At 72.0% G+C, this 23,931-nt stretch carries 22 protein-coding genes; 11 read left to right on the forward strand and 11 right to left on the reverse strand.

Features of this window, described 5'->3' with window-relative positions:
- Positions 1–10: 10 nt before the first annotated feature.
- The 9 genes from OG322_RS29770 (at position 11) to OG322_RS29810 (ending at position 11,127) form a co-directional block, all read left to right on the forward strand.
- On the forward strand, positions 11–913 hold the full coding sequence (locus tag OG322_RS29770) for a dihydrodipicolinate synthase family protein (RefSeq protein WP_329307231.1): 903 nt from the start codon (positions 11–13) through the stop codon (positions 911–913).
- On the forward strand, positions 910–2,646 hold the full coding sequence (gene araD / locus OG322_RS29775; protein ID WP_329307232.1) for an L-arabinonate dehydratase: 1,737 nt from the start codon (positions 910–912) through the stop codon (positions 2,644–2,646). The genes OG322_RS29770 and araD overlap by 4 nt, the downstream gene beginning before the upstream one ends.
- A 184-nt stretch (positions 2,647–2,830) precedes the next feature.
- Entirely contained in the window at positions 2,831–3,760 is a 930-nt protein-coding gene (locus OG322_RS29780; protein ID WP_123469189.1) for a carbohydrate ABC transporter permease, read from the forward strand.
- Positions 3,757–4,677: a carbohydrate ABC transporter permease gene (locus OG322_RS29785; RefSeq protein WP_123469187.1), complete on the forward strand. Its 921-nt coding sequence runs from the start codon at positions 3,757–3,759 to the stop codon at positions 4,675–4,677. Before OG322_RS29780 ends, OG322_RS29785 begins: the two co-directional genes overlap by 4 nt.
- Positions 4,678–4,682: 5 nt before the next feature.
- Positions 4,683–5,867: a Gfo/Idh/MocA family protein gene (locus tag OG322_RS29790; protein WP_123469185.1), complete on the forward strand. Its 1,185-nt coding sequence runs from the start codon at positions 4,683–4,685 to the stop codon at positions 5,865–5,867.
- The gene (locus OG322_RS29795; RefSeq protein ID WP_124283778.1) at positions 5,864–6,691 is read left to right on the forward strand and encodes a PmoA family protein; all 828 of its coding nucleotides are present in this window, start codon (positions 5,864–5,866) and stop codon (positions 6,689–6,691) included. The genes OG322_RS29790 and OG322_RS29795 overlap by 4 nt, the downstream gene beginning before the upstream one ends.
- Positions 6,688–8,241, forward strand: coding sequence for a glycoside hydrolase family 43 protein (locus tag OG322_RS29800; protein WP_124283777.1), 1,554 nt, complete (start codon positions 6,688–6,690; stop codon positions 8,239–8,241). Before OG322_RS29795 ends, OG322_RS29800 begins: the two co-directional genes overlap by 4 nt.
- Positions 8,242–8,315: 74 nt before the next feature.
- Positions 8,316–9,650, forward strand: coding sequence for an ABC transporter substrate-binding protein (locus OG322_RS29805; protein ID WP_329307233.1), 1,335 nt, complete (start codon positions 8,316–8,318; stop codon positions 9,648–9,650).
- 115 nt (positions 9,651–9,765) lie between these two features.
- Positions 9,766–11,127: a pectate lyase family protein gene (locus tag OG322_RS29810; protein ID WP_329307234.1), complete on the forward strand. Its 1,362-nt coding sequence runs from the start codon at positions 9,766–9,768 to the stop codon at positions 11,125–11,127.
- Positions 11,128–11,184: 57 nt separating this feature from the next.
- On the opposite strand, the gene OG322_RS29815 is transcribed toward OG322_RS29810, so the two are convergent.
- The 11 genes from OG322_RS29815 to OG322_RS29865 form a co-directional block, all read right to left on the reverse strand.
- Positions 11,185–12,417: a cytochrome P450 gene (locus tag OG322_RS29815; RefSeq protein ID WP_266412300.1), complete on the reverse strand. Its 1,233-nt coding sequence runs from the start codon at positions 12,415–12,417 to the stop codon at positions 11,185–11,187.
- Entirely contained in the window at positions 12,414–13,817 is a 1,404-nt protein-coding gene (locus OG322_RS29820) for an NAD(P)/FAD-dependent oxidoreductase (protein WP_123469845.1), read from the reverse strand. Before OG322_RS29820 ends, OG322_RS29815 begins: the two co-directional genes overlap by 4 nt.
- Positions 13,807–14,016 carry a ferredoxin gene (locus tag OG322_RS29825; protein ID WP_123469173.1) on the reverse strand — a complete coding sequence of 70 codons (210 nt, stop codon included), beginning with the start codon at positions 14,014–14,016 and terminating at the stop codon, positions 13,807–13,809. Before OG322_RS29825 ends, OG322_RS29820 begins: the two co-directional genes overlap by 11 nt.
- A gap of 187 nt (positions 14,017–14,203) precedes the next feature.
- On the reverse strand, positions 14,204–14,926 hold the full coding sequence (locus tag OG322_RS29830) for a hypothetical protein (RefSeq protein WP_164494305.1): 723 nt from the start codon (positions 14,924–14,926) through the stop codon (positions 14,204–14,206).
- Positions 14,926–15,504 (reverse strand): SigE family RNA polymerase sigma factor, encoded by a 579-nt coding sequence (locus tag OG322_RS29835; RefSeq protein WP_329307235.1) that lies wholly within the window; start codon positions 15,502–15,504, stop codon positions 14,926–14,928. Before OG322_RS29835 ends, OG322_RS29830 begins: the two co-directional genes overlap by 1 nt.
- 236 nt (positions 15,505–15,740) lie before the next feature.
- Complete coding sequence (locus OG322_RS29840; protein ID WP_124283773.1) at positions 15,741–17,192, reverse strand: peptidoglycan D,D-transpeptidase FtsI family protein; 1,452 nt, start codon at positions 17,190–17,192, stop codon at positions 15,741–15,743.
- An 88-nt stretch (positions 17,193–17,280) separates the two neighbouring features.
- Positions 17,281–17,940 carry a response regulator transcription factor gene (locus tag OG322_RS29845; RefSeq protein WP_123469169.1) on the reverse strand — a complete coding sequence of 220 codons (660 nt, stop codon included), beginning with the start codon at positions 17,938–17,940 and terminating at the stop codon, positions 17,281–17,283.
- On the reverse strand, positions 17,937–19,187 hold the full coding sequence (locus OG322_RS29850; protein WP_329307236.1) for a sensor histidine kinase: 1,251 nt from the start codon (positions 19,185–19,187) through the stop codon (positions 17,937–17,939). Before OG322_RS29850 ends, OG322_RS29845 begins: the two co-directional genes overlap by 4 nt.
- Positions 19,184–20,194, reverse strand: a complete 1,011-nt coding sequence (locus tag OG322_RS29855; protein WP_123469166.1) for a hypothetical protein — start codon at positions 20,192–20,194, stop codon at positions 19,184–19,186. Before OG322_RS29855 ends, OG322_RS29850 begins: the two co-directional genes overlap by 4 nt.
- A gap of 93 nt (positions 20,195–20,287) precedes the next feature.
- A complete protein-coding gene (locus OG322_RS29860; protein WP_123469164.1) occupies positions 20,288–20,761 on the reverse strand; it encodes a GNAT family N-acetyltransferase in 474 nt (157 codons plus the stop codon).
- Between the two features lie 2 nt (positions 20,762–20,763).
- Entirely contained in the window at positions 20,764–21,534 is a 771-nt protein-coding gene (locus tag OG322_RS29865; protein ID WP_123469162.1) for an IclR family transcriptional regulator, read from the reverse strand.
- 154 nt (positions 21,535–21,688) lie between these two features.
- On the opposite strand from OG322_RS29865, the gene OG322_RS29870 reads away from it, so the two are divergent.
- Both OG322_RS29870 and OG322_RS29875 read left to right on the forward strand, forming a co-directional pair.
- Positions 21,689–23,209 (forward strand): aldehyde dehydrogenase (NADP(+)), encoded by a 1,521-nt coding sequence (locus OG322_RS29870; RefSeq protein WP_123469160.1) that lies wholly within the window; start codon positions 21,689–21,691, stop codon positions 23,207–23,209.
- A complete protein-coding gene (locus OG322_RS29875) occupies positions 23,206–23,817 on the forward strand; it encodes a DUF1349 domain-containing protein (RefSeq protein ID WP_123469158.1) in 612 nt (203 codons plus the stop codon). Before OG322_RS29870 ends, OG322_RS29875 begins: the two co-directional genes overlap by 4 nt.
- Positions 23,818–23,931: the final 114 nt, after the last annotated feature.

A 23,931-nucleotide genomic window follows, 5' to 3' on the forward strand; every position in this document is an offset into this window, starting at 1 on the left:
GCCTGTCCGCATGGACCTCACACCGCTGAAGGCGGCCCTCGCGGACGTCGTGGCGATCCCGGTGACCCCGTTCGCCGCGGACGGCACCATCGACACGGCGGCGCACCGCGCCCTGCTGCGCAGGCTGCTCGACGGCGGCGTACGCATCCTCACCCCGAACGGCAACACCGGCGAGTTCTACGCGCTCACCCCCGAGGAGCGGCGCACCGTCACCGAGCTGACCATCGACGAGGCGGGCGGCCGTGCCGCGATCCTGGTCGGGGTCGGGCACGACGTGCCGACCGCCGTCGCCGCGGCCGAGCACGCCCGGGACGCCGGGGCCGGGATGGTGATGGTGCACCAGCCCGTCCACCCGTACGTCTCGCAGGACGGCTGGATCGACTACCACCGGGCCATCGCGGAGGCCGTCCCCGGACTCGGCGTCGTGCCCTACATCCGCAACCCGCACCTGGACGGGGAGTGCCTGGCCACGCTCGCCGACGGCTGCCCCAACGTCATCGGCGTCAAGTACGCCGTCCCGGACGCCGCCCGCTTCGCCGCCTTCGCCCGGGACGCGGGTCTCGACCGGTTCGTCTGGATCGCCGGCCTCGCCGAGCTGTACGCCCCCTCCTACTTCTCCGCGGGCGCCACCGGATTCACCTCCGGCCTGGTCAATGTCGCCCCCGGTGTCTCGCTGGCCATGCTGGAGGCGCTGCGGGCCGGCGACCAACGGGCCGCCATGAAGGTCTGGGAGCGGATCCGCCGCTTCGAGGAACTGCGCGCCGACCGGCAGTCCGCCGACAACGTGACGGTCGTCAAGGAGGCCCTGGCCTCGCTCGGCCTGTGCGGCCGCGATGTACGCCCGCCCAGCCGGGTGCTGCCCGAGCCGCAGCGCGCCGAGGTCGCCGACCAGGTCGCGGGGTGGTCCATATGACCCCCGGGGCCGGCCGCGTCAGCTCCGAGGAACTGCGCAGCCACCAGTGGTACGGCACGGACGGGCTCCGCTCCTTCAGCCACCGCGCCCGCACCCGCCAGCTCGGCTACCTCCCCGAGGAGCACCTCGGCAAGCCGGTCATCGCGATCCTCAACACCTGGTCCGACATCAACCCCTGCCACGTCCACCTGCGCGAGCGCGCCCAGGCGGTCAAGCGGGGGGTCTGGCAGGCGGGCGGCTTCCCGCTCGAATTCCCGGTCTCCACCCTCTCGGAGACGTTCCAGAAGCCGACCCCGATGCTCTACCGCAACATGCTGGCGATGGAGACGGAGGAGCTGCTGCGCTCCTACCCCGTCGACGGTGCGGTGCTGCTGGGCGGCTGCGACAAGTCGACGCCCGCGCTGCTGATGGGCGCCGCCTCCGCCGATCTGCCGGCCGTCTTCGTACCGGCCGGGCCGATGCTGCCGGGGCACTGGCGCAATGAAGTCCTCGGCTCCGGCACCGACATGTGGAAGTACTGGGACGACAAGCGGGCCGGACTCATCGGCGACTGCGAGATGGCCGAACTGGAGAACGGGCTCGCCCGCTCGCCCGGCCACTGCATGACGATGGGCACCGCCTCCACCCTGACGGCCGCGGCCGAGGCGCTCGGCGTCACCGTCCCCGGCGCCTCCTCCATCCCGGCCGTCGACTCGGGCCACGACCGGATGGCCGCGCGGTCCGGACTCGCGATCGTCGAACTGGTGTGGCAGCAGAGGAAGTTGTCGGAGATCCTCACGGCGGACGCGTACGAGGACGCCGTCGCCACCGTCCTCGCGCTCGGCGGTTCCACCAACGCCGTCATCCACCTCATCGCGATGGCGGGCCGCTCCGGGATCACGCTCACCCTCGACGACTTCGACCGCATCGCCCGCACCGTTCCGGTGCTGGCCAATCTGCGGCCCGGCGGGAAGTACCTCATGGAGGACTTCCACTTCGCCGGCGGGCTGCCCGGCTTCCTGGCCCGGCTCACCGACGTACTCCACCTGGACCGGCCCACGGTCACGCACGACACCCTGCGCGCACAGCTCGACGGCGCGCTGGTGCACAACAGCGACGTCATCCGGGAACGCGACAACCCCCTCGCCGACGAGGGCGGCGTGGCGGTGCTGCGCGGCAACCTCTGCCCGGACGGCGCGGTCATCAAGCACATCGCCGCCGAACCCCACCTGCTGCGCCACACCGGTCCCGCGGTCGTCTTCGACGACTACCAGGAGATGCAGCGCACCATCAACGACCCGGCCCTGGCCCTCACTCCGGACCATGTGCTGGTGCTCCGCAACGCCGGACCCAAGGGCGGCCCGGGTATGCCCGAGTACGGCATGCTGCCGATCCCCGACTACCTGCTGAAGCAGGGCGTACGGGACATGGTGCGGCTCTCCGACGCCCGGATGAGCGGCACCAGTTACGGGGCCTGCGTGCTGCACATCGCACCCGAGTCCTATGTCGGCGGGCCCCTCGCCCTCGTCCGCAGCGGTGACCTGATCACCCTGGACGTCGAGGCGCGCCTGCTCCATCTCGACGTCAGCGAGGAGGAGTTGTCGCGGCGCAGGGCCGGGTGGGCGCCGCCGGCCAACCGGTACGAGCGCGGTTACGGCGCGCTCTACCAGGACCAGATCACCCAGGCCGACACCGGCTGCGACTTCGCCTTCCTGGCCCGGCCGGGAGACGTGCCCGACCCGTACGCCGGCTGAACGGCCCCACCGGAATTCCGCGCACCGCCTCGTTCGGTACACCGAACGTCATGCGGGAAGCGCTTGCGCACTACACGCATCGCACCACCGAGCACCACCCGGCAGCACCGGGCGCAGTCCAGTGCCGCCCAGCCCCGCCGAGCACCAACCCGCACCCCCGTGCCAGAGAGAACGGAGACGTGTCATGGCCCAAGCCGCCGCTGTGGCCACACCGCCCAAGGTGCCCAGGCGCCGCTCCGCGAGCCCCCGCCGACTGCCGTATCTGCTGATCGCCCCCGCGGGGCTGCTGATGCTGGGCTTCATCGCCTATCCGGTGGTCAGCGTCTTCTACTACAGCCTGCAGAACTACAACGTCACCAAGCCCTGGCGGAACGGCTTCGCGGGCCTGGACAACTTCACCCGGATCTTCACCGAGGACGACCAGTTCTGGACCACGCTGGGCTTCAGCGCCCAATGGGTGGTCACCCAGGTCGCGCTCCAGCTCACCCTCGGACTGGCCCTCGCCCTGATCGTCAACCAGACCTTCATCGGCCGCGGCATCTCCCGCGCCATGGTCTTCTCGCCCTGGGCCGTCTCCGGCGTGCTGACCAGCACCATCTGGATCCTGCTCTACAACTCCTCGACCGGATTCAGCCGTTACCTCGCGGACGCCGGGATCGGCGACTACGGCACCTCCGTGCTCTCCGACACCGGAACCGTCTTCTGGGCCGCGACCGTCGCCGAACTCTGGCGCGGGGTCCCCTTCTTCGCCATCCTCATCCTCGCCGACCTGCAGTCCGTCTCCAAGGAGCTGTACGAGGCGGCGTCCGTCGACGGCGCCGGGCGGCTGCGCCAGTTCTTCCACATCACCCTGCCGCACCTGCGGGACGCGATCATCCTCGCCACCCTGCTGCGCGGCGTGTGGGAGTTCAACAACGTCGACCTGCTCTACACCCTCACCGGAGGCGGACCGGCGGGCGAGACCACCACCCTGCCGCTCTACGTCGCCAACACCGGCATCGAGGGCCACGACTTCGGCTACGCCTCGGCGCTCACCACCGTCGCCTTCGTGATCCTCCTCTTCTGCTCGATCGTCTACCTGCGCCTGAGCAAGTTCGGAGGCGACCACAAGTGACTGCCGCACTGGCCGAGAAGAACGGCACCGACTCCGCACACCCGCCCGCGCCGAGCAGCCGGCCGCCCACCGCGCACCGGCGCCGCAAGCCCGGTCGCGAGCGCGCCTTCGACGAGGTGCCGCGCTGGCAGATCTACGTACCGCTCGGCATCTACCTGGTCTTCACCCTCATCCCGTTCTACTGGATGCTCCTGTTCGCCGTGCGCCCCGCCGGGTCCACCTCGCTGGTGCCGTGGCCGATGACCGGGGAGCACTTCTCCAAGGTCTGGAACGAGCGCAGCTTCGCCGTCTTCTTCCAGAACAGCATGATCGTCGGGGTCTGCACCCTGATCACCACCACGCTCGTGGCGCTGGCCGGCGGTTACGCCCTCGCCCGGTTCAACTTCAAGATCAAGAACGCCTTCATGCTGGCGCTGCTCTGCTCGCAGTTCATCCCGGGCGCGCTGATGCTCGTACCGCTCTTCGAGATCTTCAAGAACCTCCGGATGATCAACTCCCTGGGGAGCGTGGTCATCGCCGAGACGGTCTTCCAGCTGCCGCTGTCGATCATCCTGATCAGCGGATTCATCAAGAACGTGCCCGTCTCGCTGGAGGAGGCCGCCTGGGTGGACGGCTGCTCGCGCCTGCGCGCCTTCTGCGCGGTGGTGCTGCCACTGCTGCGGCCGGGGCTGATCGCGGTCGGCTCGTTCGCCTTCGTGCACAGCTGGAACCACTTCCTGTTCGCCCTGATGTTCCTCAGCGAGCAGGACAAGCAGACGATCCCGGTCGGCCTGAACACTCTCATCGGCGCGGACAGCGTCGACCTGGGCGCGCTCGCCGCGGGCGGTGTGATCGCCGCGGTCCCCGTGGTGATCGTCTTCGCCTTCATCCAGAAATGGCTGATCACCGGCTTCAGCGCCGGCGCAGTGAAGGGCTGACGCGCATGGGCCCCATGAACACGCACACCACTGCGCTGCCGATCGTCCTCGCGGGCGCCCGCGGCCACGGGCGCTGGCACCTCGCCAACATCCGCCGCCTCCAGGACCGGGGCCTCGTCCGGCTCGCCGGAGTCTGCGAGCTGAACCCGCTCAGCGAGGGAGAGCTCGCCGCCTTCGCCGCTGAACCCCCCGAGCAGTCGGCCGACTTCGGGGCGCTCCTGGACTCCACCGGGGCCCGCGCCGCCGTGATCTGCACCCCCATCCAGACCCATGCCGAACTGGCCCTCACCGCCGCCGGACGCGGCGTCCACCTCCTGCTGGAGAAGCCGCCCGCCGCGACCCTGTCCGATTTCGAGCGGATCCTGACCGGGGTACGGGACGCCGGCACCGCCTGCCAGGTGGGCTTCCAGTCCTTCGGCTCGCACGCGGTGCCCGCCATCCGCGAACTCGTCCGGACCGGCGCCATCGGCACCGTGCGGGGCTACGGGGCCGCGGGCGCCTGGGTCCGCGACGACACCTACTACCGGCGGGCGCCCTGGGCCGGGCGGCGGCGGATCGGCGACACCGACGTGGTCGACGGGGTGCTGACCAACCCGCTCGCGCACGCCGTCGCCACCGCCCTCGAACTCGCCGGCAGCGCAGCGGCCAAGGACATCGCCTCGATCGAGACCGAGCTCTTCCGCGCCCACGACATCGAGGCCGACGACACCTCCTGCGCACGCATCACCACCGCGTCCGGGCTGCCGGTCACCGTCGCCGTCACCCTCTGCGCCGAACAGGCCGGGGAACCCTATGTGATCGTCCACGGCGACCGCGGCCGGATCACCTTCTGGTACAAGCAGGACCGGGTCCTCGTCCAGCGCGCCGGACACGGACCGCGGGAGACCGTGCACGGGCGGACCGACCTCCTGGAGAACCTCGTCGACCACCTGACGCACGGCACGGCGCTGCTGGTGCCGCCGCACCGCACCGGTGCGTTCATGCGGGTCGTCGAAGCCGTACGCAACGCCCCCGAGCCGCTCGTCCTGCCGTCCGGCGCCTGGCACACCGCCCCCGCCCTCGCCGGCGGCGGCACCCGCCGGGTGGTGCGCGGCATCGACGCGGCCGTCGCGGCGGGCGCCGACACCCTCACGCTCTTCTCCGAACTCGGCGTCCCCTGGGCGCTTCCCACCGAGGTGAGTTCATCGTGACGACCACCGCACTCCTGAGCTGCGCCGGCCGCCCGGTCGGCCGCTACACCTACCTCCCCGCCCCCGGGGGCCGCCCCTACCTCCACCCGGTCACCACCCTCGGCGGCACCCCGGTCACCGAGGAGCACCCGGCCGACCACCTCCACCACCTGGGCACCTCGGTCGCCGTGCCCGACGTGGCGGGGCACAACTTCTGGGGCGGCCGCACCTTCGTCCGCGACCAGGGCCCCACCGCGCTCGACAACCACGGGGTCCAGCGCCACCTCGGCTGGAAGCTCCGCGACCCGGACGGCTTCGTCGAGGAGCTCAGCTGGGAGGCGGACGACACCGAGCTGCTGCGGGAGCACCGCACCGTCGCCGCCGCCGAACTCTCCGACACCGCCTGGGCGCTGGACTTCTCCTTCTCGCTCACCAACCGCGGCAGCTCGGACCTGTCGATCGGCAGCCCCGCCACCAACGGCAGGCCGGGCGCCGGATACGGCGGCTTCTTCTGGCGCGCGCCCAAGGAGCCCGCGGCGCCCGCCGTGTTCAGCGGCCTCGGGGACGGCGAGGAGGCGGTGCACGGGCGCGTCGCCGACTGGGTCGCGATGAGCGGCGACGGCTGGACCCTGGTGTTCGCGGGGGCGACCGCGGAGACCCGGCAGGACCCGTGGTTCGTGCGGACCACCGAGTACCCGGGCGTCGGCTCGTCCCTCGCCGCCGCCCACCGGCTCCCCGTCCCCGCCGGCGCCACCGTCGTACGCCGGGTCGTCACCGTCATCGCCGACGGCCGGCTCGACCGGGCGGCGGCCGCCGCCTACGTCCGCCGGGCGGTGACCGCGTGAGCGCCCCCGGCGGACGGCCCTGGACCGCGGACCTCGGCGACGGCACCTACCGCAACCCGGTGCTCAACGCCGACTGGTCCGACCCCGACGTGGTGCGGGTCGGCGAGGACTTCTACCTCACCGCCTCCAGCTTCGGCCGGGTCCCCGGACTGCCGCTGCTGCACTCGCGCGACCTGGTGAACTGGTCACTCATCGGCCATGCCCTGGACCGCCTCGAACCCGCCGCCGACTTCGCCGTGCCGCGCCACGACCGCGGGGTGTGGGCGCCGTCGCTGCGGCACCACGCCGGACGGTTCTGGATCTTCTGGGGCGACCCCGACCACGGCATCCAGCAGATCAGCGCCGAGGACGTCCGCGGCCCGTGGACCGCGCCCCATCTGGTGAAGGCGGGCAAGGGACTGATCGACGCCTGCCCGCTGTGGGACGAGGAGACCGGCGAGGCCTATCTCGTGCACGCCTGGGCCAAGTCCCGTTCCGGGATCAAGAACCGGCTCACCGGCCACCGGATGAGCCCCGACGGCCGGGAACTGCTCGACGAGGGCAAGACCCTGATCGACGCCGACACGATCCCCGGCTGGTTCACCCTGGAGGGCCCCAAGCTCTACCGGCACGACGGCGAGTTCTGGATCCTCGCCCCGGCCGGCGGGGTGACGACGGGCTGGCAGGGCGCCTTCCGCTCCCGCGACTTCTTCGGACCGTATGAGGAGCGCGTCGTCCTCGCCCAGGGCCGTACCGGGGTCAACGGGCCGCACCAGGGCGGCTGGGTCCGCACCGCGGCGGGCGAGGACTGGTTCCTGCACTTCCAGGAGCGCGGGGCGTACGGGCGGGTCGTCCACCTCCAGCCAATGCGCTGGGACGCCGAGGACGGGGGCTGGCCGGTCATCGGCGACGCGGGCGAACCCGTATCCGTGCACCGCAAGCCGGCCGCGCCCGGCCAGCCCGCCGAGGCCCCGGCGAGCGACGACCGCTTCCCCGGCGGCCGCTACGGCAGGCAGTGGCAGTGGACCGCCAACCCCCGCCCCGGCTGGACCGTCGAGCACGGCGGGGACGGGCTGCGGCTCAGCTGCGTACGGACCGCGTACGCGCACGATCTGCGGGCCCTGCCCAACGTGCTGGTCCAGCGGCTGCCCGCCGAGACGTTCACCGCCGAGGTGGAGGTCTCCCTCGGCAGCGAGGAGCCGGGCGCCAAAGCGGGACTCGCCGTGCTCGGGGACGCGTTCAGCTGGATCGGCCTGGAGCGGTCGCGGGGCGAGGGCGTACGGCTCGTGCACCGGTACGCGGAGACGGTCGCCGAGCACGAACGGGACGCCGAACACAGCAGGCCGGCCCCCGAGGGGCGGGCCCGGCTGCGGATCGAGGCCGGTCCCGGGGCCCGCTGCCGCTTCCACGCCGACACCGGGGACGGGACCGGGTTCAGGCCCTCGGGCCAGGTCTTCGCCGCGACGCCGTGGCGCTGGGTCGGCGCCCTGCTCGGACTGTTCGCCACCGCACCCACCGGGACGGGGCCGGCCGGGACGGCCTGCTTCACCGGATTCCGCACCACCGCCTGACCGTACGAAGCCCCCCACGCAGCAACCCGTCACACCGACCCGTCACACGGACAACCGACAGAGAAGAGCCGACCATGAAGATCTCCAAGACGCAGCGGGGGCGTGCCGCGGCAGCGGTGTCCATCGCGGCGGTACTCGCCCTGACCGCCACCGCCTGCGGTGACGACGGCAGCGAGAGCGGCACCGAGGGCAGCGGCAAGGGCGAAATCACCTTCTGGGACAACAACGGCGGTCCACGCACCGCCGTCTGGACCGAGATCATCAAGGATTTCGAGAAGGCGAACCCGGACATCAAGGTCACGTACGTGCCGATCCCGATCGCCGACGTGCAGTCCAAGTACGACACGGCCATCGCGGGCGGCGGACTGCCGGACGTGGGCGGCGTGGGCACGGCCTACCTCGCCAACATGGTCTCGCAGGAGGCACTCGACCCGCTCACCGACCGGATCAAGGGCTCCGCCCTGAAGGGCAAGCTCGTCGAGGGCATGGTCGAGAGCGTCAAGGACGCGGGCGGCCGGGGCGACGACATGTACACGGTGCCGACCTCCGCGAACAACGGCGCGATCTGGTACCGCACCGACCTGTTCAAGTCCGCGGGCCTCGAAGCACCCACCACCTGGGCCGACTTCTACAAGGCGGCCGGCAAGCTCACCGACAGCAAGAGGAACAGGTTCGGCTACACCATCCGCGGCGGCGCCGGTTCCATCGCCCAGGCCATGGACGCGGCGTACGGCCAGTCCGGCATCACGGAGTTCTGGAACGGCGACAGGACGACCCTCAACGACCCGAAGAACGTCGCCGCGCTGGAGAAGTACGCCGCGCTCTACAAGAAGTCGACGCCCGCCGCCGACGTCAACAACGACTTCACCAAGATGGTCGCCCAGTGGGACACCGGCACCATCGGGATGCTCAGCCACAACCTCGGCTCCTACCAGGACCACCTGAAGGCGCTGGGCAAGGAGAAGTTCGCCGGCATCCCCAACCCGATCGGCGACGGCGGCACCCGGGTCCAGGTCTCCAACCCGGTCGACGGCCTCGGCCTGTTCCGGTCGAGCAAGAACAAGACGGCCGCCTGGAAGTTCATCGAGTTCGCCGCCTCGCACGCGTCGAACAGCAAGTGGAACGAGTCCGCGGGCGCCATCCCGGCCAACACCGAGGCCGCCAAGGACCCGTGGATCAGCGCGGCCGAGCCGACCGAGCTCGCCGCGAAGGCCCTCACCGACGGCTCCACCAAGATCGTGCAGCTGCCGTACTACCTGCCCGACTGGAACAACATCAGCAAGGCGGACAACGAGCCGGAGTTCCAGAAGCTGCTGCTCGGCAAGGTCACGGCCAAGGCCTTCCTGGACAAGATCGCCGAAGAGCTGAACAAGGCCCAGGCGGAGTGGAAGGAGATCGGCAACGGCTGATCCGGCCGGGCCGGCACCCCGGTGACCGAGTGGATCACCTGGCCGCCGGCCTGACCGCTCCACAGCGCCACAGCACGAATCCGTCACCCACCGACTCACCCTCGAAGGATCCGCCATGCCCGCACGCATGTGTCATGCTCGCGCCATTGCTCTGGTGATGGGCGGCGCCTCACTGGCCCTCGCCGTGTCCGTGCCCGCCCAGGCCACCGGACACCACCGGGGCCCCGGCCACGGCCACCCCGCTCCCCGGCACAGCGGCATCGAGCGTGCCGCACTCGCCGGGGGCGACGGCTGGGCCGCCGCCGAGGGCTCCACCACCGGTGGCGCCAAGGCGACCCGCGACCACATCTACACCGTCTCCGACCGGGCCGAACTCATCGCCGCCTTCGCGGACGCGGGCGACGCGCCCAAGATCGTCCGGATCGACGGCACCATTCACGGCAACGCCGACGCGGCCGGCGACCCGATCGACTGCGAGGCCTACCGGACCGACGGCTACACCCTGGACAAGTACCTCGCCGCCTACGACCCGGCGACCTGGGGCACCACGGAAGTACCCAGCGGACCCCTGGAGGAGGCCCGACTCGCCTCCGCCGCGCTCCAGAAGGCCGCCGTCGAGGTCGGCGTCCCCTCCAACACCACCATCGTCGGTGTCGGCGACGATGCCACCGTGATCGGCGCCAGCCTTCAGGTGCGGAACGTCTCGAACGTCATCGTCCGCAACATCTCCTTCGAGGACACCTACGACTGCTTCCCGCAGTGGGACCCCACCGACACCGAGAAGGGTGCCTGGAACTCCGAGTACGACAATCTCGTCGTCACCGGCTCCAGCCACGTCTGGGTCGACCACAACACCTTCAGCGACGGCGACCGCCGCGACTCCGACCAGCCGCGCTACTACGGCCAGTTGTTCCAGCAGCACGACGGGCTCTTCGACATCGTGCGCGGCGCCGACCTCGTCACCGTCTCCTGGAACACCCTCAAGAACCACGACAAGACCATGCTCATCGGCAACAGCGACAGTGCGGCCACCGCCGCCGTCGACCGCGGCAAGCTCCGCGTCACCCTGCACCACAACCTCTTCCAGGACCTCAACGAGCGCGCGCCCCGGGTTCGCTTCGGCGCCGTCGACTCGTACAACAACCACTTCGTCGCGACCGCGGGCAGCGTCTACGGCTACAGCTACGGCGTGGGCATGGAGTCCCGGATCGTCGCCGAGCACAACGCCTTCACACTGGCCGCGCAGGTCGACCCGGCCACCGTCATCAAGAAGTGGAAGGACTCCCCGATCACCGCCGAGGACAACTACGTGAACGGCCGCAGGACCGACCTCATCGCCGTCCACAACGCGGGCGTCCCCGAGGAGCAGCTCACCCGGGGCGCCGGCTGGACCCCGGTCCTGCGCACCCGGATCGACAACCCGCACGCCGTCCCGGGCATCGTCGACCGGGGAGCCGGGGCGGGCCGCCTGCGCTGATCCGTACCGTGCCCTCCGCGGGCGTCGCTCCCCTGTCCGAACAGGGGAGCGAGGGGGTCAAGGGGCGGACGAGGTCCCTGGTCCCTGCGCGACCAGCAGGTGGCGGGGGCCGCGGAGGACCGGGCTGCGGCGGTACGGAGGAGGGTCCGCGGCCAGCTGGAGAGGACCGAGGCTGCGCAGGAGTTCGGTCAACGCGATCTGGGTCTCGACGCGGGCCAGCGGTGCGCCGTAGCAGTTGTGGACTCCACTGCCGAAACCGAGATGCTGGTTGTCCCGGCGGGTCGGATCGAAACGGTCGGGGTCGCTGAATCGCAGCGGATCGCGGTTCCCGGAGGCGAGGACGAGGATCAGGGTCGCGCCCTTGGGGATGGTGGTGCCCGCGATCTCGATGTCGGTGAGCGGGGTACGCCGCGGCAGCAGCTGGACGGGGGGCTCGTAGCGCAGGAGTTCCTCCACCGTCGCCGGCATCAGTTCGGGCTCGCGGCGCAGCCGTGCGAGCTCTTCGGGGTGGCGCAGGAGAGTGAGCATGCCGTTGGTGATGAGGTTGACGGTGGTCTCGTGCCCGGCGATGAGGAGCAGTACCGCTGTGGTCATCACCTCCGTCTCGGTGAGGGGCCCATCGGAGCCGGAGTCGTTGACCAGTGCGGAGAGCATGTCGTCACTGGGGTGACCGCGTCGGTTCCGGGCGAGTTCTCCGAAGTAGCCGGCCATTTGCCTGCGGGCTTCGAGGGCGGTCTGCCGCTTTTGGTGCCGGTCCTGGCCGGGTGTGAGGTCGAGGCTGGTGATGATGGTGGTGGTCCAGGCGTGCATGCGGGGAATGTCGTCGTGGGGCACGCCGAGGAGGCGGCAGATGACGGTGACGGGGAGCGGGTAGGCGAAATCCTCGACGAGATCGATGCGGTCCCTGCCGAGGAGTCCGGTGATGAGCTCACGGGCGATGGCGGTGATGTCGTCGCGCAGGGCGTCGATGCGGCCGGGTGTGTGGGGCGGGCCGAAGGGGCGCATCGCGAGGCGACGGAGCCGGTCGTGTTCCGGATCGTCGACGCCGATGAAGGCCGGCGGCAGGCTGTCGTCGCGGAACACTGATTCATCCGGGTCCGTGAGGTTGCGGGGGTCGGAGCTGACCCGCGGGTCGTGGAGCAGGGCGGTGATCTCGTCGTACGTGCCCACGAGGTAGCTGCCGTCGTGCTGCCGTGCGACCTTGCTCTCGCGCAGTTCGGCGTAGAGGGGGTAGGGGTCGGCGCGATGCTCGTAGGCGGTGATCCGGTCGAAGAGGGTGTCCGAGGTCATGGGTGCTCCTGGTCATGAGGGTGCTGGTCCACCGGGCCGCCCCGGTGGACGACGGCCAGGCGCAGGTCGGGCAGATGGCCGGTGAGGGCAACGGTGGGACCGTGCGAGAGCGCTGCGGGGTCCGGGACGTCGGAGGGGACGGGCACGGGGGCCGGCGGGCCGTCGGCCGCTCCGGGACGGGGCGGGAAGGGCGCGCCCGACTCGATCAGGTGCCGGTAGTGCTCCAGCCATTTCGCGCGGTTCACACTGACCGCCGCCGTGACGCGTCCCCGGTAGCCGTAGACCGCGACCAGCCGGCCCTCCTGCGGCGAGCCCTGCGCGATCATCACCTGGTCGGAGAAGGTCGGCACACCCACGGACTTGATGTTCAGGCCGAACTGGCTCGACCAGAACGCCGGCACGGTCAGGTGCGGACGTCTGTCCGGCCCCGCGCTGACCATGTTGTGGGCGGCCACCTCGGCCTGGGCGACCGCGTTGCCCCAGTGTTCGAGGGAGATCATCTGGTACTCGAAAAGAGGATGCGGGAAGCGAGCCACGTCACCCGCGACGAAGATGTCGTCGGTCACGATCCCGTACATGTCGAAGGCACGGCATCCCGCGTCACAGGCCACGCCCCGGGGACCGGCCGCGAGCCCCGACCCGGTCAGCCATTCCGTGTTGCGGACGGCGCCCAGGGCGACAACGGCGACATCGGCGTCGATCCGGCTGCCGTCGGACAGCTCCGCGCCCGTGAGACGGCCGTCGGTGCCACGGAGCTCGCTCACGGTCACCCCGCAGCGCAGGTCGACCCCGTGTGCGCGCTGCGCGTCGGCGGCGAGTGCGCCCAGCCTTCCCCCGAGCGCGCCGACGAGCGGTGCGGGCCCCCGCTCGACGACCGTGACCTCAAGGCCACGCTCCCGGCAGGCCGAGGCGATCTCCGACCCGGTGAATCCGGCGCCGATCACCAGGACCCGTCGGGGTCCGGCGTCCAGCCGATCGGCCAGCCGGCCGGCGTCGTCGACGGTGCGCAGCGTGAGGACCCCGTCCAGTGCGGCCTGCTCCGGGTGCGGCCAGGGACGTGCCCGGGTCCCGGTGGCGATCAGCAACCGGTCGTAGCGCAGCCGGTCGCCATCGGCGAGCAGCACGCGTTTCACGGAAGGATCGAGGCCGGTGGCCGACACCCCGAGTCGCCACCGCGCGTCCACCGCCCTGCGGCGCGGCAGACCGACGTCCTGTGCGCGAACCCGGCCGAGAAGCACCTGTTTGGACAGTGGCGGCCTGTCGTACGGGGGCCGGGGTTCGTCCCCGACGATGGTCAGCTCACCGGCGAACCCTTTCGCCCGCAGGGTCTCGGCCGCCCGCAGCCCGGCCAGCGACGCCCCGACGACGACGATCCGCCCGCCGCGCGGCTCACCGGTCATCGGCACTCGCGAGCTCACCGGGGAGGATGGCCTGAACCGGGCAGGCCGCCACTGCCCGCCGCACACGTTCCTGCTGTTCCGGGGGGACAGCAGGCAGATACATCAGCGTCTCCTCGCCATGGAGTTCGAAGACCTCCGGTGCCATGAACACACACTGCGCATACGCCTGGCAGCGGTTGAGGTCGACAACGATCTGCATCCCGGTCCACATCCTTGTGTCGTCTCCGTCCTACCGTCCCCGGCACGCCTACGCCGCCCGGGATGGGCCAGGGGAGGACTGCGGGACCTCCGTCCGGGTAACGGGGAAGCCTCCGGCGGGCCGGAATCCTGACAGCGGCGTCCGGTCCGAGGCGTGCGGCCACAGGCGTCCGCTCAGTGGCGTACGGTCAGTGGTCCGGGCCGAACCGGTCGCCCACCGAGGCCCGTTGGCCGGAGGCCCGGACCGCGTGCGCGCTCAGGTAGTCGCCCGACGCGTCCCGCTCGCCCTCCGCGTGGTTGTACTGCCCGGCGAAGGTGTGCGTACCGGCCGGTACGGTGCGCCCCGGCCTCAGGGCCCACCGGTAGACGAGGAAGCCGCCGTCCTCGGTCGCCGACACGGTGAAGTCCCGCTCGGGCAGCGAACGCCAGGAACCGGTGCTGGTCACCCCGCCGGTCAGCGCGATCCGCAGTTCGACGGTGAGCGAGGAGAGCGGCTCGTCCGTCCGCAGCGTCACATTGCTCTGCGCCCAGTACGCGTTGCTGTGCGGGTCGACGGCGCCGTCCGTCCACAGCGGGCCGTCCTCGGTGCGCAGCCCACCGCGGGCCGTGCCCCTGGTGGCGCCGGCGGACGGTGTCGCGGTGGAGGCCGGCGGGGCCGCCACCCGCTCCCCGCGCGGCCCGTCCCCGCCGGCGGAGGTGACGGCGACGGCGCCGACCGCCAGCACCCCGCAGACCGCCGCCGTCGCCCCGGCGACCCGCAGCCACGGCGTCGCGGCACGCGGCGGGCGCACGACACGCGCCGAGGGGCGGCCCCGGGCCATCCCGCGCTCGACCCGGGCGCGCATCCGCTCCCGGTCCGGGCGGTGCGCCTCGGCGGCGCCCCGCAGCCGCCGGGGCAACTCCTCGTCCATCACTGGCTTCCTCCGGTGCGCTGCGCCGCGACGGCCACGTGTACGTGCGCGGCGGGCGTATCGGGACCGAGCAGCCGCTGCAGTTCCGCGACGGCGCGCGAGGTCTGGCTCTTCACCGTACCCACCGAGATCCCGAGCACCAGCGAGGTGTCCCGCTCCGAGAGGTCGAAGGCGTGCCGCAGCACCACGCAGGCGCGCTTGCGGAACGGCAGCCTGCGCAGCGCCCCCTGGACGTCGACCACCGCCGACACGTCCGGATCGTCGACCGCGTATCCGTCCCCGCCGCCGCGCGGCGCCCAGAACAGCGCGATCCGGCGGCGTTCGCGCACCGCGCTGCGGATCCGGGTCCTGGCCAGGTTGGCGACCACCCCGCGCGCGTACGCCACCGGATGGTCGGCGTTCCTGACCCGGTCCCAGCGGTGCCAGAGCGCCAGCAGGGCATCGGCGGCCAGATCGTCGGCGGCGTCGGCCTCACCGGTCAGCAGGTGTGCGAGCCGGGCGAGTTCGGCGTAATGGGCCTCGAAGAACTCATGGAACTCGGCGGCAGCGGCATCGTCGGTGTCGATGGATGTGCCCACAGCTACCTCGTCCCTGCGCTCGAATGCCGGTGCGGGTGCCGGTCCCGGCTGTGTACGTTCCCGGACGCCGCCCACGGTGTGCGGGCGGGGCGAGAGCGTACCAGCGCACCCCGGAAGCGCTTCGACGCGGGTGCGTAACCAAGTAAGACGTAACACGGCGAAAACCTGAAGGGCCCGGGACGCGGCGAACGCCCCGGTACCCCGAACCGGGGTACCGGGGCGTCATGTTCCTCCGGTCACCGCTGGAGCGCGGCCTTCATCATCTTCTGGGCGATCGGGGCCGCGAGGCCGTTGCCGCTGACCTCCGACGCCGCCGAACCCGAGTCCTCCACGATCACGGCGACCGCGACCTCCTGGCCGCTGGACCTGTCCTTCGCGTACGAGGTGAACCAGGCGTACGGGGTGTTGCTGTTGCCCACGCCGTTCTCCGCCGTGCCCGTCTTGCCGCCCACCTCGGCGCCGTCGATCCGGGCGTTGGTGCCGGTGCCCTGCTCCACGACGGTCACCATCGCGCTGCGCAGCTGCTTGGCGGTGGACTCGGAGACGACGCGCTTCATGTCGCCGTCCGCGAAGTCCTCCAGCGTGCCGCCCTCGGAGTCCGTCACCTTGGAGACCATGTGCGGTGCGGCCAGCTCACCGCCGTTGGCGAGGGTCGCGGAGACCATCGCCATCTGGAGCGGGGTCGCGGTGACCTCGAACTGGCCGATGCCCGTCAGTGCCGTCTGCGCGTCGTCCATCTTGGCCGGGTAGACGCTCTTGTAGGCCCTGACCGGCACATCGAGGTCCTCCCTGTTGAAGCCGAACTTCTCGGCCATCGCCCGCACCTTGTCCTGGCCGAGATCGGCGGCGACCTTGCCGAAGACGTTGTTGCACGAGTACTGGAGCGCCACGCGCAGCGTCGCGTTCTCGCAGGGGGCGGAGGCGCTCTCGTTCTTCAGGGGGGTGCTGGTGCCGGGCAGCGTGTAGGGCATCGGACTCTTCGTGGCCTCGTCGACCGAGCTGTACAGCCCGTTCTCCAGCGCGGCGGACGCCACCACCAGCTTGAACGTCGAACCGGGCGCCAGCGGCTGCCGCAGTGCGCGGTTGACCAGTGGCTTGTCCGGGTCCGCGAGCAGCTTCTTCCAGGTGTCGCCGTCCGTCGTCCCGCTGATGTCGGACGGGTCGTAGGAGGGCGAGGAGACCATCCCCAGGATCTGCCCGCTCTTCGGGTCGATCGCCACGGCCGCGCCCTTGTCGTCACCGAGGGCGTCGTGCGCCGCCTTCTGCACGTCCGGATCGATCGTGGTCAGCACACTGCCCGGATCGGCCTTCTCGCCTGTCACCACGTTCAGGGGGTTCTTCAGCCGGTCGTCGGTGCCGTCCAGCACATGGCTGTAGATCCCTTCGAGCTGGGTCGAGCCGTAGGCCTGTGAGCTGTATCCGGTGACGGCGGCGTAGAGGCCGTCCTGCTTGTAGGTGCGCTTGTACGCGAGATCGCTTCCCTCCGTCCTCCTCGATCCGGTGACCGGCGAGCCGGCCACGATGATGTCCCCGAGCGGCTGCGCGTACTGCGCGATGGTGTTCCGCCGGTTGTGGTCGTTGTCTGCGAGCGCCCGTGCCTGGTACGCCTGCACCCAGGTCGCCCGCCCCAGCAGGGCGAGGACCAGCAGCAGGCAGAAGACCGAGGCGCGCCTTATGGTCTTGTTCATCCCGTAGGGGGACGTGCGGGGTGCGGCGCGGCGTTCCCGGGTGTGCCGCTTCTCACCCATTCCTCATCGTCGCCGCCGTGTCCCCGGCTCAGCCCGGGGTGATGAACCCCGACTCGTAGGCCGCGATGACCGCCTGGGTGCGGTCCCGGGCACCGGTCTTCGCGAGGACGCCCGCCACATGGGTCTTCGCCGTCGCCGGGCCCACCCGCAGCCGCGCGGCGATCTCCGCGTTGGTGAGCCCGGCCGCCATCAGCCGCAGGACGTCCGACTCCCGGTCGGTGAGCCGGGCCACCCAGGCGGGTGCGGCGGACGGCTGCCGCCTCCCGTACTCGGCCGCCAGGCCCCGTACCGCCGCGGGGAAGAGCAGCGAGTCGCTGCGGGCCACCAGCCGCACCGCCTGCACCAGTTCCTCGGCCGCGGCCCGCTTGAGGAGGAAGCCGGCGGCCCCGGCGCGCAGCGCCTCGTACACGTAGGAGTCGTGTTCGAAGGTGGTGACGACGATGATGCGGGGGGCCGGGTCGAGCGTGGCCAGGATCAGCTCGGTGGCTCGGATGCCGTCGGTCTCCGGCATCCGCACATCCATCAGCACCACGTCGGGGCGCAGTTCGCGCACCACGGAGACGGCCTCGGCGCCGGTCGAGGCCTCGCCGACGACCTCCAGTCCGCTCTCGGCGTCCAGGATGACCCGCAGGGCGGTACGGACCATGCGCTCGTCGTCGGCGACGACGACCCGGACCGACGTGCTCATGGCCGCCCCCTTCCGGGAGTGCGCAGGGGGAGGCAGGCGGTCAGCCGCCACCCGCCGTCGTGCGGTCCGGCCCCGGTCCGGCCGCCGAGCAGTACGGCGCGCTCGGCGATGCCGTGCAGCCCGTGGCCGCCACCGGGGCGCAGCGGGGGAGGCCGTTCGGGCAGCGGACTGTCCATGACGATCTCCAGTTCCTCCGTGTGCACCGTGATCCGCAACCGGACCGGCGCACCGTGCCCGCCGTGCCGCAGCGCGTTGCTCAGCCCCTCCTGCACGATCCGGTACGCCTCGCGCGCCACGGCCTTGGCCACCGCGCCCTGGTCGCCCTCGGCGGAGTACGAGACGGGCACCCCGCAACGCGCCAGCAGCCCGTCCAGCGCGTCGAGCCCCGGGCCCGCCGGACCGGCGGCGTCCTCGGCGCCCTGCCGCAGCAGCCCGAGCACCGAGTCGAGCTCGCCGACCGTGCGCCGCGTCGTCTCCTCGATCGCGGTCAGCGCCTCGCGGACGAACTCCGGGTCGCTGTCCAGCACCCTGCGGGCCGCGCCCGCCTGGAGGGTGACGGCGCTGAGCGCGTGGCCGACCGAGTCGTGCAGTTCCCGGGCCAGTTGGTTGCGTACCGCGAGAGCGGCCGCCCGGCGTTCGGCGGCGGCCAGCCGGTCGTCGGGGGTCGGCCCCAGCAGCACCGGCGCCCGGTTCGCCAGCAGCGCCCCGGCCGCCGCCGCACAGCCGGCCATCGCCGCCAGCATCGCGATCCCGGCGAGCGGTGCCAGGGCCAGGAGCCACGGTCGGTCCAGCGCCTGCGGCACGTCCAGCGCCGGGGAGTCGCGCACGGTCGAGAGGAACGGCAGCACGCTCACGCCCACCGCGAAGGGGGTCAGCGCCAGCGTCATGCCGCTGATGATGCCGCCGAGCGCCACGTGCAGGGTGTACCAGAGCGCCGCGCGGGCCCGCGCCTGCCGGGTCCTGGCCGGCCCGTCGGCGAGCGGCCGGTCCGGCGGCAGACCGCACAGGGCGCGGGCGGCGGCCACCGACAGCGGCCGGGCGAGCGGGAAGAGCGCGGTCACCGCGGCCATCGGCAGGGCGAAGCCGAAGGCGGTCAGCTGGTTGACTGGTGAGCTGAAGACATTGGCGTCCGCACTGTACGAGCCGACGATCACCGTGCCGACCAGGAAGTACGGCATCAACAGGGCGCCGCCGATGATCAGGTGCAGCCACCGCAGCCGGGCCCGCCGCCCGAGCAGCGGCGTCACGCCCGGAGGCCGGACGGCGGCCGCGTACCGGCCGCGCGCTCGGTCAGGAAGTACGCGCCCAGGGTCACCACCAGCGTTCCGACCAGCATCTGCACAGCGTAGGTCAGCACCAGGGCGGGGGTGGGCCGATGGGCCATGTCGTCGATGTTGCTCAGCGCGGCGAGGCCCATCCAGCCGCCCCAGCAGCCCACCGCGCCGGAGCCGCCCCAGGCCAGCGCGAGCGGCACCCGCAGCGGCAGCGCGGAGTTCCGGCGGAAGGCGAGGAGCACGACCCCGGCGACGGCGGCGGCGGCGAAGAGGACGTCGACCGCGTCGACGACGCGGGAGCCGCTGTTGCTCTCCGCGATCAGGGCCTCGTTGAGCCCGGCGGTCGATCCGGCGGCCCAGAGCAGATGCATGGTGCCGGGGATCAGGGCGACCAGCGAGGCGGCGACGGCGGCGGCCCTCAGAGCGGGGGCCGTGGGGCTGGCGGGCAGCTCGCGCAGCGTGCCCTGCCAGAGGTGGCCCCAGCGGTCCTTCGCGTACAGCGCGAAGAGGGTTCCCAGGGTCAGGCCCTGGATGATGAAGCCGGTGTAGACGACGGCGAAGACCCATTCGTCCAGGAAGGGCCGGGCGGAGCCGCCGCTGCCGGTGATCTCACCGCCCAGGGCCTGGACCAGCAGCTGAAGCGGATAGCCGGTCATGATCGGCAGCAGCAGACCGGTCGCCACCCACATCGGCAGAACGAGCGGCCAGGCGGGCACCCGCCGGCCCCAGGACTGGGTGAGCAGCAGGGCGATGACCACCACCGCGCTGTCCATCAGGACCGAGATGCCGTTGGCGACGATCATCGTGGTGCGGTGGTCGAGGAGCGAGCTGCCCTCGGGCATCCCGATGCGACTGCCCGAGATCCAGGCGGCCTTGAGCACGATGTAGGGCAGGCAGGAGATGATCGCGAGGGTGCGGAGCCAGCTGCGGAGCCGGCCGGTAACCGGTGCCGGGGCAGGCGCGAGCGGTGTCTGTGTCATGCGGCCCACGCTTCCGCGCGGCCCGCACGCGCACGTCATGCCGGGCGACGATCCGCCTCCGCCGAGCGGCGGAGCCCGGCCGGCGGCGCGGGCTCACCCGGGCAGGGTGAACAGCAGCTCGTCCGTTTCCTCGCCGCGGGCGTGCGCGTAGCCGTGGTCCTTGCCCGTCACGGTGAACCCGCACTTCTCCAGTACCCGCCGCGATCCCGTGTTGTCGGCCGCGGCACGCGCGTACAGCGGGCGCTCGGGTACGGAGCCGAGCAGCGCCCGCAGCGCCGCGGTGGCCAGTCCGCGGCCCCAGTGCGCCCGGTCGATCCAGTAGGTGACCTGGCGGCTGTCCGGCGGTCCGTAGACTCCGGCGTTGCCGACCACCGCACCGTCGGCGAGCACGGTACGCATCACGACCGACGCGTCGGCCAGGACGCGGCCCCAGTGGGCGTCGAACGCGTGCCGGTCGGTGGGGTCCTCGGCGGTGAAGGCGGCCGTGCGGACCGACTCCGGGTCGGCCATCCAGGCGAAGAACAGCGGCAGATCGCCGTCCCGCACCGGGCGCAGCGAGACATCCACGGTCAGAGCCTCCGGGTCGCGAGCGTCAGCCGGTCGCGGGCGTCGAACAGCGCGTCCTTGACCATCTGCTCGTGCGCGGGCGTGAGCCGGGCGACCGGCACCGAGCAGCTGACGGCGTCACGGGCCGGGGTACGGTACGGGATCGCGACACCGAAGCAGCGCAGCCCCAGGGTGTTCTCCTCGCGGTCCACCGCGTATCCCTGCTCGCGGATCAGGTGCAGCTCCTCGATGAGCTTCTCCCGGTCGGTCAGGGTGTGCTCGGTCAGCGCGGGCAGCGTCTCGGGCAGCATCTTGCGCACCTGCTCGTCACTGTGGGTGGCCAGCAGCGCCTTGCCGAGCGAGGTGGAGTGCGCGGGCAGCCTGCGGCCGACACGGGTGAAGGGGCGCAGATAGTGCTGGGACTGGCGGGTGGCGAGGTACACCACGTTCGTCCCGTCGAGACGGGCCAGGTGGATGGTCTCCGTGGTGTCGTCCGAGAGCCGGTCCAGGGTGGGGCGGGAAGCCGCCACCACCTCGTCGCCGTCGATGTACGAGGTGCCGACCAGCAGCGCCCGTACCCCGATCCCGTACCGCGTCCCGGTCGCGTCCGTCTCCACCCAGCCCAGCTCGACCAGGGTGCGCAGCAGCATGTAGAGGCTGGACTTGGGGTAGCCGACGGCCTCCTGCACCGCGGCGAGCGAGTGCATGCCCGGCCGTCCGGCGAAGTACTCCAGCAGCTCCACCGTCCGTACCGCGGACTTGACCTGTGCCCCACCAGACTCGGCAACCGACATCGCCCTACGCCCCTTCCAGCCCACTTACGAAACCTGCGACTTCTTGCCAACACCGAACGCCCGGAAATAGAGTCGCTTCATATTCACGATCAGGAACTCTGTTCAGAATACCGAACATCTTCTGATGTGTGGCAGTGGAGCGGAAGGAAACACGGTGGCAGCAGCACCAGTCTGGAGCGTCGACCCCCGCACCGGGAACCCGCGTGAGCAGGTTGCGGTGGAGGCTACGGCGGAGGAGGTCGACCGGGCGGTCCGGGCCGCCCACGCCGTACGGGCCTCGCTCGCCGACCGCACCGTGCGCGCCGCGTTCCTGCGCACAGCGGCCGATCTGCTCGCCGAGGCGGGCGAGCACGTCATCGAGGCCGCCGACGCCGAGACGGCGCTCGGCCCGGCCCGGCTCACCGGCGAACTCGCGCGCACGGCAGCCCAGTTGAGGGCCTTCGCGGAGGTCGTGGACGAGGGCGCGTTCCTCGACATCCACATCGACCACGAGGATGCCACCCGCACCCCGCCGTGGCCCGATCTGCGCCGCTACAAGATCCCGCTCGGCGTCGTCGCCGTCTACGCGGCCAGCAACTTCCCGCTCGCCTTCTCCGTCCCCGGCGGCGACACCGCCAGCGCCCTCGCGGCCGGCTGCCCCGTCGTCGTCAAGGCGCACCCCGACCACCCGGCGACCTCCGAACTCTGCGCCTCCGTGCTGCGCAGGGCCGCCGCCCAGGTCGGACTCCCCGAGGACGTCCTGATCCTGCTGCACGGTTTCGAGGCGGGCGTCGAACTGGTCCGCCACCCGCTCGTCAGCGCCGCCGGCTTCACCGGCTCGGTGCGCGGCGGACGCGCCCTCTTCGACGCGGCGGCGGCCCGGCCCGCCCCCATCCCGTTCCACGGTGAGCTCGGCTCCCTCAACCCCGTCGTCGTCACCGAGGCGGCCGCCGCCGAGCGCGGCGAGCAGATCGGTGCCGGTCTCGCGGGCTCGATGACCATGGGCGCCGGCCAGTTCTGCACCAAGCCCGGATTCGTCCTGGCCCCCGCGGGCGAGACCGGCGACCGGCTGCTGAAGTCGCTCACCGAGGCGGTCAGCGACACCGAGGCGGGCGTCCTGCTCGACCACCGGATGCGCGACGCCTTCCTCGCCGGAGTGCGCGAGCGCGCCGGACTCCCGGACGTGGAAGCCCCGGTCACCCCCGGAGCGGGCGGCGAACACACCGTCGCGGCCGGCTTCCTGACCGTACCGGCGGCACTGCTCACCACCGAGGGCCCGCACGACGCCCTCCTGGAGGAGTGCTTCGGCCCGGTCACCGTTGTGGCCCGCTACGCCTCCCAGGACGAGATCACCGCGGTCCTCTCCCGGCTGCCCGGCAACCTCACCGCCACCCTCCAGATCGCCACCGAGGAGGCCGACGGCAGCGCCGCCGCACTCCTCGCCGCGCTCACCCCGCTGGCCGGACGCGTCCTGGTCAACGGCTGGCCGACCGGCGTCGCCGTCGCCCCCGCCCAGCAGCACGGCGGCCCCTACCCGGCCTCCACCTCCACCTCCACCTCGGTCGGCGCCACCGCGATCGAGCGCTGGCTGCGCCCGGTCAGCTACCAGAGCACCCCCGAGGCGCTGCTCCCGCCGGAGCTCCGCGAGGACAACCCGCAGGGCCTGCCGCGCCGGGTGGACGGACGCCGCGCATGACCCTGCGAATTCCCGAACTCCCCTTCGGCCTCGAACCGTTCGGCCCCGCGGCCGGGTGGAGCTACCAGGACGGCACCCTGTCCGCCCGCGCGGGCGCCCGGCAGGACCGCTTCGTCCCGCCGGGCGGCGCCGCCCTCGACCCCGACAGCGACGCACCCCGGCTGCTGGGCGCCGCCCCGGAGGGCGACTTCCAGCTGATCGCCCGGGTCCGGGTCGGCTTCGCCGCCGCCTTCGACGCGGGGGTCCTCTACCTCCACGTCGGCGACCGCGAGTGGGCCAAGGTCTGCCTGGAGCTCTCCCCGGACCGCCCCACCATCTGCACCGTCGTCACCCGGGGCCACTCCGACGACGTCAACTCCTTTGTCGTGGACGGCGACAGCCACTGGCTGCGGCTGAGCCGTACCGGCAACGCCTTCGCCTGCCACGCCTCCGCCGACGGCGAGAAGTGGACCTTCGTCCGCGTCTTCGCCCTGGGCACCCCGGAGCAGGCGGCCGCCGCGTCCGTCGGCTTCCTGGTCCAGTCACCCACGGGGGACGGCTGCGAGGCCTCCTTCGACCGGATCGCGTTCCGCCCGACGGGCCTCGCCGACCTCCGCGACGGCAGCTGACCCAAGTCCCGCCGTGCGGGCTCGTCCGTGCCGCGTGGTGCTGTCCTGACGGACCTGCACCACGCGGCACGACCACAGGCGGCGGCGCACCCCCGAACGGCCGCCGTGCAGAGG

This window comes from Streptomyces sp. NBC_01260 (assembly GCF_036226405.1).
Lineage (GTDB): Bacteria > Actinomycetota > Actinomycetes > Streptomycetales > Streptomycetaceae > Streptomyces > Streptomyces laculatispora.